This is a genomic window from Baekduia sp. Peel2402 (genome assembly GCF_052567285.1).
This window is the reverse complement of the sequence record NZ_CP199582.1, coordinates 4,581,254-4,597,155: the sequence shown is the minus strand read 5'-3', so window position 1 is coordinate 4,597,155 and position 15,902 is coordinate 4,581,254. Positions and strand designations below refer to the sequence as shown.

The following is a 15,902-nucleotide window of genomic DNA, read 5'->3' as shown; positions in this document are numbered from 1 at the left end:
CGGGACGGGTGCGCAGCTTATCTAGAACACCGCAGGCACAAGAGTTGCGGTGGGTGTGTGACGTCTGTCCGCGTCCTTGCCTTTCGCGCTGGTACCGTCGCCGCCCTCGTGCGCGTCCCGACCGACACCATTACCGCCCCGATGTTCCCCGCGAGCCTCGAGTGGCTCAACGTCGCGACGCTGCGGATGGACAAGCAGAAGGGCCGCCCGGTGCTCCTGGAGTTCTGGGATTTCTGCCGCCCCGCCTCGCTGCGCACGCTGCCGTATCTCCAGGCCTGGCACGCGCGCTATGAGGCCGCGGGCCTGCGCGTGATCTCGGTCCACGCGCCGGGTTTCGCACCCGGCAAGGACCCCGCTGCCGTGGCAGCCGCCGTCAAGCGCCTAGGCATCGAGCATCCGGTGCTCCTGGACCCCGACCTTCAGCTCTGGCGGATCTACGACAACCGCGGCTGGCCGGCGCGCTACCTCTACAACCAGGACCTGCGGCTGTTCGAGGCCCACATGGGCGAGGGCGGCTACCACGAGACCGAGCAGGCGATCCAGGAGCTGCTGGGCCTCGAGGGCGAGCCGCTGACCGCGTACCTCCACCCCGAGGACGACCCGGAGGCGCTGGTGGTCGTGCCGACCGACGACGTCGCCGGCGCCTACGAGGGGCCCTACGAGGCCGGCGGGGTCTGGGCGGTCCTGGAGCTGGAGTCCGCCGACGCCGGCACGCCAGGGACGATCGTCGTCAACGGCGAGGAGCGCACCGTGGACTACACGGGCGCGCACCAGCTCGTCGCGCACGAGCGCCACGAGGCAGGAGTGCTCGAGTTCAGCGTGGGCGACGGCGTGATCGCCCACGCCACGTGCTTCACGCCGGGTCTGGCACCGAGTCCAGAAGCCTGAGCAGGCCGGGCGGCCCCTCGTCGCCGACGACGTAGGCGCCGCCGGGGAAGTACGGGCTCGACGCGCCGGCCGCGCCCGTGAACGACGGCTCGTGCACCCACGAGCCGCTGTTGTAGAGCCACGCGCCCGACGGCGTGCGCCACTCGGTGATGTCATCAGAGGCCAGCGGACCGGTGCGGTGGCTGTGGCCGAAGATCACGTGCTCGGCCTCGATGCCCAAGCGCTCGACGACCTGGCTCATCGCCTCCAGGCTGTTGCGCCGCAGCGCGTCGGCGGAGAGGTCGGAGGAGACCGGCCCGACGCCGAGCAGGTTGATCCCGCGGATGCCGAGCGGGAAGACCGCGGTCAGCAGGCGCGCGCGGACCGGCTTGTGGCCGTCACCCTGCAGCAACTCATAGGCCTTGCCGGCGCGCCCGGCGCCCGCGCCGAGGCCCTCGGGCGCCGCCCGCTGGGCGGCCGAGTTGATCCAGGCGTACAGCGGCGCGAGCACGCGCTCGTAGTCCTCGGTGGTGGCGGGATCCGGCACCTGGCCCGCGATCCGCGACATCACGCCCGCGGCGAGCCGCTCGAACGTCGGCACCGAGCCGTGCGGGTCAAGGTAATGACCATGGGTTGCGTAAACGTCCTCGCGCAACCGCACGCCGGGGTAGGCGACCTCGACGGTCGTGCGGTCGCCGTTGCCCAGCCACGACGCGACTTGACGCGCCAGCGGCGACGCGGTCTGCGGCTTGACGCGCGTCTCCTGACCAAGCGGCCGTCCGGCGCGAGCGTCCAGCCACGGCGCGGCGAGCGCGTGGTCGTGGTTGCCCGGGACGATCAGGACCTCGGCGCCCGCCGGCAGCGCCGCCCCGATCGCCTCCAGCGCGGGCCGCGCATGGGCCAGCGCCTCCTTGGCCGGGCCGTGGCGCAGCTCCAGCGTGTCGCCGAGCAGCACGAGCCGGCCGACGTTGGCCAGCTCCGCGAGCAGCGGCTCGCGCGCCTCGGGCCGGCGGAGGACGTCGACGCCGGTGCGGCCGCCGAGGTGCAGGTCGGAGACGACGAGCGTGCGCATCGGGTGCGCACGCTAGCCATCTCGGAGGCGGTGCCTACGCCAGCCCTGCCGCCTTGCGCGCCGCTGCCTGCTCGTGGCGGTTGGTGATCACGCGGTCGATCAGGCCGTAGCCGACCGCCTCGGCCGCCGTGAAGTAGCGGTCGCGCTCGATGTCGGCCTTGACCCGCGACTGGTCCTGGCCGGTGTGCTCGGCGTAGATCTCCTCGTAGCGCGTGCGCAACGCGATCGCCTCGCGCGCGTGGATCTCCATGTCGGTCGACTGGCCCTGGTAGGAGCCGTGCGGCTGGTGGATCAGGATCCGCGCGTTGGGGAGCGCGAACCGCTTGCCGGCCGCGCCGCCCTGGAGGATCAGCGAGCCGCCGGACATCGCGATCCCGCAGCAGATCGTGGCGACGTCGCAGGCGACGAACTGCATCGCGTCGTACATCGCCAGCGCCGCGTACGCATCGCCGCCTGGGGAGTTGACGTACAGGCTGATGTCCTTGTCGGGGTCGTCGGCCTCCAGGTGCAGGAGCTGGGCGACGACGAGGTTGGCGATCTCCGCGTCGATCACGCTGCCGAGGAAGACGACGCGGTCGTTGAGCAGGCGCGAGTAGATGTCGAACGAGCGCTCACCGCGCGGGGACTGCTCGACGACCATGGGGACGAGGGGCAAGAGGGGCTCCTTCCGTGCGTGTAACGCAACCATTTGGTTGCAGGTTGAGCGACACGCTAGCATCGCAACCATGGAGTTGCACGAAGAGATCGGCGCCGTCCGGCGCGAGACCGTGCTCGACGCGCCGCGCGACGAGGTCTGGGAGCGCGTCGCCTCGCCCGAGGGGCTGGAGACCTGGCTCGCCGACGAGATCGACCTGCCCGCCGTCGAGCCCGGCGCCTCCGGGACCGTCGTCGAGGACGGCATCCGCCGCCACGTGACGATCGAGGAGGTCGAGGCCGGCCGCCGCGTCGCGCTCTCGTGGTGCGCCGAGGACGGCGACCCGTCGCTGGTCGAACTGACGCTGGACGACACGGACGACGAGGCCGCCACGCGCCTGGTCGTCGTCGAGATCCCGCTCGTCACGCTCCGCATCGCCTCCATCACCACCGTGCGTGCCGCGTCCGCCGCCCGCGGGCCGCAGATGGCCGCCGCCGCGCTCGCCTGATGTCCACCCCGCAGACCGATCCCGGACCCGTCTTCGCCGCGCTCGCCGATCCGACCCGTCGCCAGGTCATCGAGCTGCTCTCCCGGCAGCCCGGCCTAACCGCCTCAGCGCTGGCCGGCGAGCTGCCGGTCTCCCGCCAGGCGATCGCCAAGCACCTCGCCCAGCTCCGCGACGCCGGCCTGGCCACCGCCGAGGTCTCCGGCCGCGAGACGCGTTACCGCCTCACCCCCGCGCCGCTGGCCGGCGCGATGGCCTGGATGGCCGAGGCCGGCGCGCAGTGGGACGCACGGCTGGACCGCCTGCGCCGCCAGCTCTAAGCGCGCCTGCGCGCCGCCCAGATCTCCTCGACCGGCCACTTCCGCGACCACCCGCGCGTCGCGAAGTGGGCGAGGTCCTCGTCGTCGCCCTCCGGTGCGTACAGCTCGCGCAGCCGCACGTCCTCGAAGCCGGTCTCGCGCAGCAGGTCGAGCATCTCGCCGTGCGGGAGGTGGAACTCGACGGTCGGGTCGTCGTCCCACTCCATGCGCCGCAGCGCCGCCATCGGCCGCTGGAGCGTCTCGCCCGAGGGCCCGAGCAGCGGTGGCGCGGTCAGCATCGCCAGGACGCTCCCGGCTAGGAACACGAGCCACCCGCCCGGACGCAGGAGCCGCGCGGCCTCGCCGATCCACGCGCGCGGCTCGCACCAGATCGCCGCGCCGTACTCGCTGAAGGCGAGGTCGAACGACGCGTCGTCCAGCGGCACGTCCTCGGCGCTGGCGTGCACAAGCGGGAACGACAGCCCGTGGCGTTCCTGCATCGCCCGCGCGGTCACGAGCTGGTTCTCGCTCAGGTCCACGCCGACCGGCCGCGCCCCACGACGTGCCAGCCACGCCGACCAGTACGCGGTCCCGCAGCCCAGCTCGACCAAGTCGAGCCCGTCCACGCCGTCCAGACCCATCGGCAGCATCCGCACGTCGGACTCCGGCAGGTGCCAGATCCCCCAGTGCGGTTCGCACTCCACAGCCCAGTTGCGCTCCGCGGAGGTGACCCAGCGCGGAGCGTCCTCGTTCCACCAGGCGCGGTTGCGCGCCTCGTGGTCGTTCAGACCTGAGAGGGCGTCGGCGTCGAGCTCCATGCGCCGACGCTAGCGACCTCGGGGACCGCGATCGACGCCGCGCGGCGCCGCTCCTTGGTCGTCCGCAGGTCGAGGTCGGCCTTCTCCAGCAGATCGTCCGGAGTCGCGCCGTCCTGCGGGTACAGCGCGACGCCGATCGACGCGCGCACCGGCGCCGCGTCGGCCACCTTGATCATCGCCAGCGCCTCCTCGATCCGGCGGGCGAGCATCTCGGCGCCCTCCTCGGTCGAGTCCGGCATCAAGACGGAGAACTCGTCACCGCCCTGGCGGGCCACGACGTCGGTGCCGCGGACATTCTCGGCGAGCACGCGCCCGACCTCTTGGAGCAGGCGATCGCCCTCCAGGTGGCCGTGGGTCTCGTTGATCTCCTTGAAGCGGTCGACGTCGAGCGTCAGCAGCGCGAACTTCTGCGGGTCGTGCGCGGTCGCGGCGGCCAGCCGCTCGTGAAGCTTGCGGTAGTTGCCGACGCCGGTCAGCGGGTCGTGCTCGGAGCGACGACGGAACTCGGTCGCCTCCGATTCCGCGCGGCGCGCGCGCAGGACGGCGGCCGCGAGCGCGAGCGCGAAGCACGCGGTGGCGGCGGGCCAGTCACCGACGGCAAAGCCGCAGACGAGGCCGGCAGAGGCGAGAACGGCATGGGCAAACGCGCCCGGCGTGGGGATGCGGAGGGACATTCCACACGAAGTTGTCGGCCAACAGACACCCGCCTTGAGCGGGAACGTCCCTGCTTAAGGCAACTTTTAGCGCCGGCCTAGGCGGACGCGGGCGCTGCGGCGGCCATCGCCTGGCGGATGGCCTTGGGGAGCATGAAGCGGACGTCCTCCTGGACGACCTGGAACTCCTCGACCTGCTCGGTCCCACGGTCGCGGAAGTAGTCGACCAGGCGCTGGACGAGCTCCTCGGGCGCGCTCGCGCCGGACGAGATGCCCACCACGCGCTTGCCCTCGAGCCACGTCTCGTCGACCTCGGAGACGTCGTCGATCAGGTGCGCGTCGGTCCCCAGCTCGCGCGTGACCTGCACCAGCCGGTTGGAGTTCGAGGAGTTCTTGGAGCCGATGACCAGCAGCAGGTCGCAGTGCGCGGCCATCTGCTTGACCGCCGCCTGGCGGTTGGTCGTGGCGTAGCAAATGTCGTCCGTGCGCGGACCGGTGATCGCCGGGAACTTCTCGCGCAGGCGGGTGATGATCGCCCGCGTCTCGTCGACGCTCAGCGTCGTCTGCGAGATGTAGGCCATCTTCTCGGGGTCCTCGACGACGAGCGCGTCGACGTCGGCCTCGGTCTCGACCAGGACGATGTGGTCCGGCGCCTCGCCCATCGTGCCCTCGACCTCCTCGTGGCCGGCGTGGCCGATGAGGACGATCGTGTAGCCCTCGGAGGCGAACTTGACCGCCTCGCGGTGGACCTTGGTCACCAGCGGGCAGGTCGCGTCGATCGTCTGCAGGCCGCGCTGCGCCGCGTCGGCGTGCACCGCCGGCGAGACGCCATGGGCGGAGAAGACCGTGGTGGCGCCTTCAGGCACCGTGTCGTTGAGCTCGTCGACGAAGATCGCGCCGCGTTCGCGCAGCTGCTCCACGACGTGCTTGTTGTGCACGATCTCCTTGCGCACGTAGACCGGCGCGCCGTACAGCTCCAGGGCGCGTTCGACGGTCTGCACGGCGCGGTCGACCCCGGCGCAGTAGCCGCGGGGCGCGGCGAGCAGCAGCTTCTCGACGGTGAAAGCCATCGCGCTCCAGTGTAGAGCGCCCGCGCGAGCGGTTTACCCGCCGCCGCCGCTGTCGGCGGTGTCGGGCCAGTCGGCGATCAGCTGGGCGATCGTCTCCCCCACCGCGTCCACCGAGTCGACCGACAGCTTGTCGTAGGTGTCCTCGACGGTGTCCTTGTACTTGAAGTTCCAGTCGATCAGGTCGACCGCCGGGATCCCAGCGCGCAGGAACGGCGTGTGGTCGTCGAAGATCGAGACGCCCTTGACGTCGGGGAAGATCGCGCCGACGCCGACCTTGGTCGCCGCGGCGCGCACGTCCTCCCACAGCGACGTGGTCGACGAGCCCTCGCGCGGGAAGCGGGCGCCGGTGTTGCCGATGTAGTCCAGCAGGACCATCGCGCGGACCTCCTCGGCGTGCAGCTGGACGTAGGCCTTGGAGCCGCGCAGCGCGTCGCGGTAGAAGTCGTCGGTCGCGTGGGGCTCCTCCTCGCCGTCGAAGAGCACGAACCGGACCCCGGGCGCGACCGCGCTTCTTTGGAGCTTCTTGATGGCGTTGGCCAGCTCGATCACCGTGCCGACCGCGGCGGCCGCGTCGTTGGCACCGACGAAGCCCTTCGGGTGGTTCTCGGTGTCGTAGTGCGCGCCGATGACGATCACCGGGCCCGGGCCCGGCAGGTCGCCGATGATGTTGCGCAGACCGGGCTGGGCGGGGACGGCCTCGAAGCGCCCGTTGGGCAGCCGGGCCCTCAGCTTCTCGGCCTCCGCGCGCAGCGTCTTGGATCCGGCGGGCCGCTGCCCGGCGTCGACCTGCTCCTTGGCGATCGCCATCGCCGCCTGGGCGTCGAAGCGGTCGCCGTGGGTCTTGGGGACGCGGCCGGCCGGGAACGTCTTGGGGTACGGGTTGTCGTCGTTGTTGCCGCCGCCTCCGCCGATGAACGGGAAGCCGTGCAGCGTCAGCGCGATCAGGCCGCCGAAGAGAACGAGCTGGACGACGAGCGCGATCACGAGGACCTTGACCGACAGGCGGCCGCCGCTGTCGTCGTCGGGCGGGAGCGGCGACGCGGGCGCCGACGCCGCGTCAGACGCTTCGGGCGCGTCTTCGCCAGGCCCGTCCTCGGCGGGCGCGTCCTCCTCGGGTGCGTCGTCGGGCTCGTCGGCCATGCCAGCCCGGCACGGTACCCGTAGGACCGGGTGGGCGCGCCGACGAAGGGCCTGCACTGCGCACGATCCCCGAGTAGGCTCGACGCTCGACGTTCTTCATCGGGGGAGTACGGGATGGCACAGCAGCACCTGGATCGTCTGACCGCGGTCGACGCGTCGTTCCTCGCGCAGGAGGGACCGTCGTCACACATGCACATCGGCGGGATCGTGATCTGCGAGGGTCCGGCGCCCGGCTACGAGGAGATGCTGGACCACATCCGGACGCGGCTTCACCTGGTGCCGCGCTACCGGCAGCGGCTCGCGCAGCCGCCGCTGGAGACCGGCCGGCCGCTGTGGGTCGACGACCCCACGTTCAACCTCGAGTACCACGTGCGCCAGACCGCGCTGCCCGCCCCCGGGTCCGAGGACCAGCTGATGCGCCTGGTCGCGCGGATCATGTCCCAGCAGTTGGACCGGTCCAAGCCGCTGTGGGAGATGTGGATCATCGAAGGGCTCGAAGAGGGCGGCTTCGCGCTGATCACCAAGACCCACCACGCGCTGATCGACGGCATCAGCGGCGTCGACCTGGCGACGGTGATGTTCGACCTGTCGCCGGTGCCGCCGCAGATCCCGCACAGCGACGAGCCCTGGCAGCCGCAGCCCGAGCCGACCGGCGCCGAGCTGGTCGCGGGCGGCGCGGCGGGCCTGGCGCGAGTCGCGGCGGGCGCGGTGGGCGCGGGGTTGTCGCTGGTGCGACGGCCGGGCGCGACCTGGCGCGCGGTGTCTGAAGCCGCCGAAGGGCTCGGCGAGGTCGCGTGGGCCGGCCTGAACCCCGCGCCGGCGACGCCGCTGAACGTGGAGATCGGCCCGCACCGGCGCTACCGCGTGGTGCGCAACCGGTTGGAGGACTTCAAGGAGGTCAAGAACGCGTTTGGCGGCACCGTCAACGACGTGGTCTTGACCGTCGTGACCGGCGCGCTGCGCGACTGGCTGCACTCGCGCGGCGTCCGGACCGAGGGCCTGGAGCTGCGCGCGCTGGTCCCGGTGTCGACGCGCTCGGCCGAGCAGTCCGGCGACCTCGGCAACCGCATCACCGTGATGCGCGGGCCGCTGCCGGTCTACATCGCCGACCCGGTCGCGCGGCTGCGCGCGGTGAAGGCGGCGATGGACGGGCTGAAGGAGTCCAAGCAGGCCGTCGGCGCCGAGGTGCTGACCGGTGTGCAGTCCTTCGCACCACCGACGGTCCTGGCGCAGGCCTCGCGCCTGAACTTCTCGACCAGGTTGTTCAACCTGATCGTAACCAACGTGCCGGGCCCGCAGTTCTCCTTGTACGTGCGCGGGCGCGAGATGGAGGACGTCTTCCCAATCGCGTTCCTGCCCAAGGGCCACGCGCTGGCGATCGCGATCATGTCCTACAACGGGCAGATGAACTTCGGCTTGTTGGGGGACTACGACGCGCTGCCCGACCTCGACCGGATCGGGGACGGGATCGAGGCGTCGCTGGCGGAGCTGCTGGCGTTGGCGCGGCGCAGGACGGGGCCGGCGCGGTCGTCGTCCAATGGGGCGACGCGCGACGCGTCGCCGGCGCCGGCCTGAGGTCGGCGGGGCGCGGGGCGTTGGTGGTCCTTCGCTCATCAAAGGGCGTGAGGCTGTTGTGGCGTGGCGACCGCTTGGGGTGTGGATCGTCGCTGGGGGCGCTGCCGGCGGCGGGGATTAACAGCCGCATCAAGACATCAGACTCGGCCTCCAGGGCGGTCCCTCGACCGGCGGGGTTCGAGGGACCAGGGTTTCGGAGATCCGGGTCGCTGCAACCGGAATATGTCCGGCTCACGCGACCCGCACCTCGAAACCGGGATCCGGGTCGAGTTAGCGTCCATATACGACGCTAAAACGACCCGGACCCCCAAACGCGCGACCTTCGGGCCCGAACCCTCAAACCCCAGGGCCGACGGACGCCCCTTGAGGCCCGCATTCATGTCTTGATGCCAAAGCCAGCCCAGCCGGCACCACCCGAAGCGACGATCACTCCCGGGCGGTGGCCACGCCATAAGGCTCTCACCCTTTTGATGAGCCGAAGCACCCCCAACGCCCCGCACCGCCCGCGCAGCGTTAGCCGCCTACCGCGCCACCCTCACCGAAGCATCCGCCCGCGCCGGCGGCGCCTCCCGGTTCCCCGCGTGGTCAATGGCGATCGTGTAGAAGCGATACAGCCGCCCCCGCACGCCCCGCAGCCGGAACGTGTGCGCCCGCGTCGTCTTGATCTTCTGCGCCTTGTGCCCCGCCACCTGGCGCCAGACCTCGAACTTGTCGATCCCCGACGCGACGACGCCCGCGACGGCGTCATCGTCACCCTTCCACTTCAACAAGATCGAGCGGCCGGTGACCTTCGGGCGCTGCAATTGCGACCGCGGCGGGTGCGCATCGACGCTGCGGGCGGCCGACACCGCGGAGCCCGCGTCGAGGATTCCCCAGCCGACCTCCGGGCTCCACGCCATGTTGGCCGGGCGGCGTGCGGTCTGCTTGAGGATCCGGACGATGTCGGCGGGCGGTAGATCCGGGTTGAGGTGGCGCATCAGCGCGGCGACGCCTGCGACCTGCGGCGCGGACATCGACGTCCCCGGCAGGTAGGCATAGCGGTTGTCGTTGCCGACGGTGGTGCGGCAGCGGCAGGGAGCGATCTCCTTGGCCTTGTCGCCGCGCTCCAAGTTGGTGGTCTGGGACGGGAACGCGCCGAGCAGCCCGTTGGAGCCGCCGGTGCCGTACGTGCCGTAGGCGGCGAGTGAGATCTGGGTGCCGCGGCCCGCGAAGGTCGCCCGCGTGTCGGCGGCGGACACGGCGGTGACGCTGAGGCCGAAGTTGTTGTTGATGTCGCTGCCGGTGTCGGTCGGCTGGAGCACGTTGGCGGGGTCGCCCTGCTCGAGGACCGGGTTGCGCGCGGTCGCGTTGTCGGCAGCGGCCGCGACGAGGACGGCGCCCTTGTCGTTGGCGTAATGGAGCGCCTGGACGATGACGGCCGCAGCGGCGTAGCGGCCGTCGGTGCCAAAGGACATGTTGATGGCCTCGGCGCCGTTGTCGGCGGCCCAGATCAGGGCGCGCGCGACGGAGCCCTCGGTGAGGTCGGACTTGGCGATCAGCAGGCTGCAGCCGAGGCCGGCGCCCGCGAGGCCCTGGGTGTTGTTGGGTTGCGCGCATGCCAGCGACGCGACATGTGTGCCGTGGCCGTCCTCGTCGACGGTCGGCGGACCGGCGCCCAGGTTGTCGTCGAAGTCCCCGGCAGCCACGATCTTGTTGGCCAACTCGGGGTGCGCGCCGTCGACGCCGGTGTCGATGACGGCGACCTTGGCACCGTCGCCGGACGCAAGGTCCCAGGCAGCCGGAAGGTTCTCGCGCGCGGCCCACCACTCGAGGACGGTGCCCTCCTCGCCGCGGTCGGCGGTGGTGAAGGCGGGATCGTTGGGGACCGACCGCAGCGCGAACCGGCGCTCGACGTGCACGTCTGCCACGCGCGGATCCGCTTCGAGCCGCCGCTCCAACGCCGCGAGCGTCTCCCCCGCGCGCGGCTTGATGGCTGCCGCGCGCAGCTTGGGAATCGTGAGCTTGGTCGTCGCGCCCGCCCTGGCCGCAACCGCTCGCGCGACCCGCGCTGCCGACGCGCTGGCCTTGCCGGGCGCGGGCGGCTTGAGCGTCACCAACAGCCGGCCCGTGGTCGTTGCGCTCGCCGTCTCGTCAGCGCGCGCGACCACCGGCGCCGCGGCACACGCCACGAGCCCGACGGTCGCCGCTGCGAGCGCCGACCGTCGCATAAGAACTAGTGAAGAGACCGGGCTCAGTAGCCCAGCGCAAACTTCGCGTCTTCGGACATCCTGTCCGGCGTCCACGGCGGGGTGAACGTCATGGTGGACTCGACGGAGCTCACGCCGTCGAGCTCGGTCACGAACTCCTCGATCTGCTCGGAAACCTGGGGTCCGATCGGGCAGCCCGGGGAGGTCAGCGAGAACGTCACGTGGACGTCGCCGCCTGAGACCTCGACTCCATAGATGAGCCCGAGCTCGACGAAATCGAGCCCGAGTTCCGGGTCGATCACGTTGGTGAGAGCGGCTTCAACATCCTCGACGGAGGGCATAGCCCTTGAGTCTAGCCCCGAAGGTTGGGTAGGTTCCGGGACACCATCGTCTCGTTCAGCGAACACCCCCCGGTGATCCGCTGTGCGGGTGACGAGGATCGGTCCACCCAGAGCCTCCGACGGCCCGCGCTGTCGCGAGCGCTGCATGCCGGGGGGACCGTGCTCGTCGACCTGCATGAGCTGGTCTTTGCCGATCCGTCCCTGATCGTCGATCTGGCCATGGTCGCCCGGCGCCTGCGCCAGCGCGACGGCCAGCTGCGCATCAGCGGCGCCCAGCCGCAGATCCACCGCCTCATCGAGTTGGTCGGCCTGCACCGGCTCTCGAACGTGATCCTGGACCCCACGCCGACGCCGGCGTAGGCCTCGACCGCCATCCACGCGCGACCGCGTAGCCTTCGGAGCCGGATGCCCTTCCTGCTCCTGCTGTTCATCGTCGTCCCGATCCTCGAGATCTACGTGATCATCCAGGTCGGCCAGGCGATCGGCGCGGTCTGGACGATCGTGCTGCTGATCGTCGACTCGATCCTCGGCACCCTGCTGATGCGGTCGCAAGGCCGAGCGGCGTGGCGGCGGTTCCAGCTCGCGCTCTCCGAGGGGCGCGTTCCCGCCCGCGAGGTCGTCGACGGCGTGTTGGTGATCTTCGGCGGCGCGTTCCTGCTGACGCCCGGCTTCTGTAGCGACATCTTCGGGGCGTTGCTCCTGCTGCCGCCGACCCGCGCGGTGATCCGCCGCCTGATCGTCCGCCGTTTCGGCTTCAAGCTGTTCGGTGCGATTCCGGGCGTGCGGGTGAGCGGGAGCGCGCGCGAGCCACAGCCGGGCGCAGACGTCGAGGGCACCGCGACCGAGATCGACCCCAGGAGACTTCCTTGACGACCGACGCCAACGACGCCGCCGCCACACGCGAGGCTCCCCGCAAGCTGTCCCGCGGCCAGAGCGACGCGGTAACGCTCGCGTTCTCTGACGCGGAGGCCGACGTCTGCGGCGTCGCCCGGATCGGCCGCGCGCTGGACGCCGACGGCGAGGTCGTCACCAGCGGTCTGGCGATCCTGTTCGCGGGCGGCACGCCGGTGTCGGTGCGCGCCGAGGGCGGCGTGCCTGAGGGCGAGGGCGTCGGTTGGGGCGAGGCCGAGGCGGCGGGCGTCTGGACCGAGGTCGTCGATCCGCTGCGCGCGTGGCGCTTTCACTACGACGACGAGGACGGGGCGCACGGGTTCCTGCTCGACGTCGAGGCCGTGTCGGTGCCGGCATCCTTGAGCCCCGACACGCCCGCGGGCAAGTTGGGTGGCATGGAGGGCTACGACCAGCTCGTGAAGGTGACCGGGACGGTGACCGTCGGCGGGGTGCAGCGCACGTTCTCCGGCCGGGGCCAGCGCGGTCACTCGTGGGGCGCGCCGGACTGGGACAAGCTCGCCTTGGCGCGCACGGTAGGCGTCTGGCTGGAGGGCGACGCCGGCATCACGCTGACCGCCATCCGCGGCGCGAAGGCCTCGTCACACGCGGACGAGGCGATCCACGCGGTGTTGCTGGGGCGCGACGGCGAGACCGACTCGCCGACATCGCTGGTCGTCGCCGACCCGCGCATCTCGACGACCTACGACAGCGAAGGCCGCCAGCGCCACACCGGCCTCGAGCTCTACGAGACCGACGAGGCCCCCTACGCCCGCCGCGCCGCCGGTGAGGTCGCCTGCGGAACCACGCTGGATCTGGGCCGCCTGCGCCTCGACTGCGCGTTCTTCACGTGGCGCATGGAGGGGCGCAGCGGCGTGGGGCGCTACGACATCCTGCGGCGCAACGAGGACGGGTAGGGGCGCGCTGGCGCCTTGCTCCCCGCGCGCGCCGGCTCTCTCGCCGCGCGGTGCGGTTAGTTGTCGGAGCCGAGCCGGTCCCAGAGGTAGAGCTCGACGCACTCCTGCGCCAGCTCCACCGACCGCTCGCGCGACAGGCGCGGCAGGACGGTCTCCAGGGCTTGCTCTTCCGCAACGCCGGCGTCGAACGCTTCTTCGCCGCGGAACCCGGCGGCGATCTTCAGCGCCTCGCGACGGTTCTCGCCGAGCGTCGGGAAGACGTTCATGAGGAAGTCGCGGTTGGCAATCGGCTGGCCGACCTCCAACGAGGCGTGCCAGGCGGCAAGCATCGAGAGATCGTGCTCATCGAGATCCGCGACGGCCTTGGCGTAGTGCGTGTCCAACTCGCGCTCGGGGATCTCGTCGACCCACGCACGGACGAGCTCGCCAAGCAGCTGCCGGCGGGCCTCTCGGCCGACGGACTCTGCGATCACGCGAATTGCGTCGTGGGGTTCGATGAAGCAGAGGGCCATGGGAGCTCCCGGCGCTCGAGGACTGGACGACGCCAAAGTAGACCCCCCACCGGACGGCAAACCCCTTGATTTCGTAGGGCTTCACGGAAGTTCCTGCACTTTGGGGAAAACGAATTCCGCAGGTCCCACTGCAAAGCACCGACCACCACAGTGTTCGCCCCCGAATCAGCGACGCTCAGCGTCTTAGAAGGTCTCACCCTCGGTGCTCGGACGGAGGACGACGAGCGCGCGGGGAGCATGGCGCGAACCCCCGCCGCACGAGGCGACGGAGGCTCGGTCATGCGCGAGCGATGCTGGGCCCAAATCAGGCATCAGGGCATGACGGTCACCTTCACCGGGTTGGATGCGACGGGCAAGAACGGGTAGTCGAGCTGCCCCTTCGTGGCCTGCACACGCAAGGTGTACGTGATTGGCCGGTTCGTGCGCGTGAACCGGTAGGCGTAGGAGAAGCTGCCCTTCTTGGTGGTCTTGATCTGCGCGAACGGACGCCAGCGGTTGTGGTCCTTCCACTGCACCGTCAGCGTGACGCCGCGCCGTGGCACGTAGCCGCCGAGCAGACGACCACGCAGCCGCAAGGCCTTGCCATTGCGAAGCTTGCGGTGGTCGCCCCGCAGGCTGATCCGCCCGTTGACCGACACCTTCAACGCAGCGGTCGCCCGTGCGACGGGGTCATCCGCATACATCCGGTACCCGACCACAATCGCCCGCCCAGGCCCCGCCGCCAGCCGAACGAGCGCACGTCCAGCCCCATCCGTCGTCACGCTGCTAGCCACCGCCGGCCGCGAACCGACCCGCGTGACCACATCCAGCCTCGCCCTTTCAATCGCCTTACCGTTGTTGGTGCACATCAGCTGTAGCTGCGCGGTCGACGTCCGTCCGTAGCCAAGCTTCACGGCACCGTGCTGGAACTTCAGCGTCGCCTTGTCCTGCGGGCAACCAACCCCACTCGCCTCCCCCACGACATGCCCAACCAGCGCATGCGCCGTCGCAACGGGAAACGGCGCGACCGGCAGCGGCGCCGGCGGCAGGGTGGTGTTGTTCGTCGCGGACGAGCCCGACGGCGCTCCGCCTCCGCCGCCACCCGGCGTCGGGTCGGGGTCCGGATCAGCAGTTGGATCGGGATCGGGATCGGGCGTCGGGTCAGACGTCGAGCCACCGCCACCGTTGCGCGAGGTAACGATGCCGGTCGGACGAGAGGCGACCGTCACCGCGCCTGCCACGTTGAGCGCAGTCACCAACAGCCGCAAGCGATGGCCGACATCTGCCGTGCTCGGCGTATACGTGAGTCCCGTCGCACCCGGGATCGTCACGCACGGATCCGAGCCGTCGGCCTGGCAACGAGCCCAATTGCGAGTCACGGTGAGATTCGGCCCCGTCCAGGTGCCATCATTTACCGCCTCGATCGCGCTGCCGACAAGCGCATTCGTGACCACAGAGTTGTCGGCAAAGAGCGGTAGCCGCGCATTGAATGGCGGACGGTTAGCCACCAGGTACGTTCCGCTCCAAACGGTCGTCTCTTGCTGCGCTGTGTCGGCCACCTTGACCGTCAGCGTGTGAGAGCCATCAGCGATCCTGGTGGTGTCGATCACCTCATTACCACTGACCGATACTGGACAAGGGCGTGGGACGGAGAAGACCCAGACACCAGCGAGTGTGTCCGACGGGACACACCGGCCTTCGTTCTCATCGATGACATGATCAACCGACGTCGGCTGGCCGTCCACGTAGAGGCGCAAGCGTGCGACGCCGCCGCCAGCATCCGTGGCCGAGAAGTTCAGACGTTCATCGCCGACGAGTGTCTGATCGGTCACGAAACTTCCGCTTCGAAAACCAACCACCGGTGGTGCGTCGTCGGCGAGGTACAGCTCCGGTTGGTACAACGCCGCCCACGCAACGTTGTTGGGGCATGCTGTTCCGATCGGATCGCAAATCGCGCGGAAAGTGACCTTCGATGCGCCGAGATGATCGAGGTCGAGTGTGCTCGGATATTGCTGCTGAATCAACCCCGTCAGTTCGAGCTTGACGCTCGTTTCATCGAGCACCTGAATGAGCCCCTGGCTGCCGCTCCATGGGCTTGTCCAGCCCGCGATGGATCCGGTGATCCGGGAGATGGTGGTGCCGGTGGGCGCGTGGTAGGTCCAGCCGGCGTCTTTGCCTGCGGGCACGCTGCCGTAGGTGAGCATCTCGGCGTAGAGGCTGCCGTCGTCGGCGCAGCGCATCATGGTCTGGCTGCCCGGAATGGCGTAGGAGAAGGGCTGCCAGCCAAGAGGGCCGTCGGAGATGTCCGTGCCGGTGATGCAGCTGCGGTGGATGTAGGTGCCGGTGGCTTTGGATGGAGTCGGAAGGGCTAGGGAAAGGGCGAGGAGGGTGCCGAGGGCGGCTAGGGCGGCGCGGCAGGAGTGGGTGAAGGGAGGCAATGGGTTCC

At 70.5% G+C, this 15,902-nt stretch carries 17 protein-coding genes; 7 read left to right on the top strand and 10 right to left on the bottom strand.

Going from position 1 to position 15,902, the window contains the following annotated elements; genetic code table 11:
• Positions 1-108 precede the first annotated feature (108 nt).
• On the top strand, positions 109-888 hold the full coding sequence (locus ACT01A_RS22490) for a redoxin domain-containing protein (protein WP_445149342.1): 780 nt from the start codon (positions 109-111) through the stop codon (positions 886-888).
• Here the strand turns inward: ACT01A_RS22490 and ACT01A_RS22485 are convergent.
• Together ACT01A_RS22485 and ACT01A_RS22480 are read right to left on the bottom strand one after the other, a co-directional pair.
• On the bottom strand, positions 854-1,939 hold the full coding sequence (locus ACT01A_RS22485) for a metallophosphoesterase (protein ID WP_445149341.1): 1,086 nt from the start codon (positions 1,937-1,939) through the stop codon (positions 854-856). The genes ACT01A_RS22490 and ACT01A_RS22485 overlap by 35 nt on opposite strands.
• 34 nt (positions 1,940-1,973) lie before the next feature.
• Positions 1,974-2,594, bottom strand: a complete 621-nt coding sequence (locus ACT01A_RS22480; RefSeq protein ID WP_445149340.1) for an ATP-dependent Clp protease proteolytic subunit — start codon at positions 2,592-2,594, stop codon at positions 1,974-1,976.
• 70 nt (positions 2,595-2,664) lie between these two features.
• Between ACT01A_RS22480 and ACT01A_RS22475 the strand changes: the two genes are divergently transcribed.
• Both ACT01A_RS22475 and ACT01A_RS22470 read left to right on the top strand, forming a co-directional pair.
• Positions 2,665-3,081 carry an SRPBCC domain-containing protein gene (locus ACT01A_RS22475; RefSeq protein ID WP_445149339.1) on the top strand — a complete coding sequence of 139 codons (417 nt, stop codon included), beginning with the start codon at positions 2,665-2,667 and terminating at the stop codon, positions 3,079-3,081.
• Positions 3,081-3,398 carry an ArsR/SmtB family transcription factor gene (locus ACT01A_RS22470; RefSeq protein WP_445149338.1) on the top strand — a complete coding sequence of 106 codons (318 nt, stop codon included), beginning with the start codon at positions 3,081-3,083 and terminating at the stop codon, positions 3,396-3,398. The genes ACT01A_RS22475 and ACT01A_RS22470 overlap by 1 nt, the downstream gene beginning before the upstream one ends.
• Here the strand turns inward: ACT01A_RS22470 and ACT01A_RS22465 are convergent.
• The 4 genes from ACT01A_RS22465 to ACT01A_RS22450 form a co-directional block, all read right to left on the bottom strand.
• Positions 3,395-4,195 (bottom strand): class I SAM-dependent methyltransferase, encoded by an 801-nt coding sequence (locus ACT01A_RS22465; protein WP_445149337.1) that lies wholly within the window; start codon positions 4,193-4,195, stop codon positions 3,395-3,397. The two genes, ACT01A_RS22470 and ACT01A_RS22465, sit on opposite strands and share 4 nt — an antisense overlap.
• The gene (locus ACT01A_RS22460) at positions 4,162-4,869 is read right to left on the bottom strand and encodes a GGDEF domain-containing protein (protein WP_445149336.1); all 708 of its coding nucleotides are present in this window, start codon (positions 4,867-4,869) and stop codon (positions 4,162-4,164) included. The genes ACT01A_RS22465 and ACT01A_RS22460 overlap by 34 nt, the downstream gene beginning before the upstream one ends.
• Positions 4,870-4,946: 77 nt before the next feature.
• Positions 4,947-5,918, bottom strand: a complete 972-nt coding sequence (locus ACT01A_RS22455) for a 4-hydroxy-3-methylbut-2-enyl diphosphate reductase (protein ID WP_445149335.1) — start codon at positions 5,916-5,918, stop codon at positions 4,947-4,949.
• A 33-nt stretch (positions 5,919-5,951) separates the two neighbouring features.
• Positions 5,952-7,058 carry a M28 family metallopeptidase gene (locus ACT01A_RS22450; protein WP_445149334.1) on the bottom strand — a complete coding sequence of 369 codons (1,107 nt, stop codon included), beginning with the start codon at positions 7,056-7,058 and terminating at the stop codon, positions 5,952-5,954.
• A gap of 114 nt (positions 7,059-7,172) precedes the next feature.
• Here ACT01A_RS22450 and ACT01A_RS22445 point away from each other — a divergent pair, with 114 nt between their 5' ends.
• Positions 7,173-8,633, top strand: coding sequence for a WS/DGAT/MGAT family O-acyltransferase (locus tag ACT01A_RS22445; RefSeq protein WP_445149333.1), 1,461 nt, complete (start codon positions 7,173-7,175; stop codon positions 8,631-8,633).
• A gap of 521 nt (positions 8,634-9,154) precedes the next feature.
• Here ACT01A_RS22445 and ACT01A_RS22440 read toward each other — a convergent pair.
• Together ACT01A_RS22440 and ACT01A_RS22435 are read right to left on the bottom strand one after the other, a co-directional pair.
• Entirely contained in the window at positions 9,155-10,840 is a 1,686-nt protein-coding gene (locus tag ACT01A_RS22440) for a S8 family peptidase (protein WP_445149332.1), read from the bottom strand.
• Positions 10,841-10,863: 23 nt separating this feature from the next.
• Positions 10,864-11,160, bottom strand: a complete 297-nt coding sequence (locus ACT01A_RS22435) for a metal-sulfur cluster assembly factor (RefSeq protein WP_445149331.1) — start codon at positions 11,158-11,160, stop codon at positions 10,864-10,866.
• 72 nt (positions 11,161-11,232) lie between these two features.
• On the opposite strand from ACT01A_RS22435, the gene ACT01A_RS22430 reads away from it, so the two are divergent.
• Genes ACT01A_RS22430 through ACT01A_RS22420 form a run of 3 tightly spaced genes read left to right on the top strand, consistent with a single transcriptional unit; the run spans position 11,233 to position 12,965 of the window.
• Positions 11,233-11,520 carry an STAS domain-containing protein gene (locus ACT01A_RS22430; RefSeq protein ID WP_445152855.1) on the top strand — a complete coding sequence of 96 codons (288 nt, stop codon included), beginning with the start codon at positions 11,233-11,235 and terminating at the stop codon, positions 11,518-11,520.
• A 45-nt stretch (positions 11,521-11,565) separates the two neighbouring features.
• Entirely contained in the window at positions 11,566-12,030 is a 465-nt protein-coding gene (locus ACT01A_RS22425; RefSeq protein WP_445149330.1) for an FxsA family protein, read from the top strand.
• Positions 12,027-12,965, top strand: a complete 939-nt coding sequence (locus ACT01A_RS22420) for a hypothetical protein (RefSeq protein ID WP_445149329.1) — start codon at positions 12,027-12,029, stop codon at positions 12,963-12,965. Before ACT01A_RS22425 ends, ACT01A_RS22420 begins: the two co-directional genes overlap by 4 nt.
• 56 nt (positions 12,966-13,021) lie before the next feature.
• Here ACT01A_RS22420 and ACT01A_RS22415 read toward each other — a convergent pair whose 3' ends face one another.
• Both ACT01A_RS22415 and ACT01A_RS22410 read right to left on the bottom strand, forming a co-directional pair.
• On the bottom strand, positions 13,022-13,438 hold the full coding sequence (locus ACT01A_RS22415; protein WP_445149328.1) for a hypothetical protein: 417 nt from the start codon (positions 13,436-13,438) through the stop codon (positions 13,022-13,024).
• Between the two features lie 350 nt (positions 13,439-13,788).
• On the bottom strand, positions 13,789-15,894 hold the full coding sequence (locus tag ACT01A_RS22410; protein WP_445149327.1) for a hypothetical protein: 2,106 nt from the start codon (positions 15,892-15,894) through the stop codon (positions 13,789-13,791).
• Positions 15,895-15,902: the final 8 nt, after the last annotated feature.

Excerpts from the sequence above, each read along its gene's own strand:
- ACT01A_RS22485 (WP_445149341.1), bottom strand. The coding sequence starts at position 1,939 with ATGCGCACGCTCGTCGTCTCCGACCTGCACCTCGGCGGCCGCACCGGC.
- ACT01A_RS22475 (WP_445149339.1), top strand. The coding sequence starts at position 2,665 with ATGGAGTTGCACGAAGAGATCGGCGCCGTCCGGCGCGAGACCGTGCTC.
- ACT01A_RS22470 (WP_445149338.1), top strand. The coding sequence starts at position 3,081 with ATGTCCACCCCGCAGACCGATCCCGGACCCGTCTTCGCCGCGCTCGCC.
- ACT01A_RS22465 (WP_445149337.1), bottom strand. The coding sequence starts at position 4,195 with ATGGAGCTCGACGCCGACGCCCTCTCAGGTCTGAACGACCACGAGGCG.
- ACT01A_RS22460 (WP_445149336.1), bottom strand. The coding sequence starts at position 4,869 with ATGTCCCTCCGCATCCCCACGCCGGGCGCGTTTGCCCATGCCGTTCTC.
- ACT01A_RS22455 (WP_445149335.1), bottom strand. The coding sequence starts at position 5,918 with ATGGCTTTCACCGTCGAGAAGCTGCTGCTCGCCGCGCCCCGCGGCTAC.
- ACT01A_RS22450 (WP_445149334.1), bottom strand. The coding sequence starts at position 7,058 with ATGGCCGACGAGCCCGACGACGCACCCGAGGAGGACGCGCCCGCCGAG.
- ACT01A_RS22445 (WP_445149333.1), top strand. The coding sequence starts at position 7,173 with ATGGCACAGCAGCACCTGGATCGTCTGACCGCGGTCGACGCGTCGTTC.
- ACT01A_RS22440 (WP_445149332.1), bottom strand. The coding sequence starts at position 10,840 with ATGCGACGGTCGGCGCTCGCAGCGGCGACCGTCGGGCTCGTGGCGTGT.
- ACT01A_RS22435 (WP_445149331.1), bottom strand. The coding sequence starts at position 11,160 with ATGCCCTCCGTCGAGGATGTTGAAGCCGCTCTCACCAACGTGATCGAC.
- ACT01A_RS22425 (WP_445149330.1), top strand. The coding sequence starts at position 11,566 with ATGCCCTTCCTGCTCCTGCTGTTCATCGTCGTCCCGATCCTCGAGATC.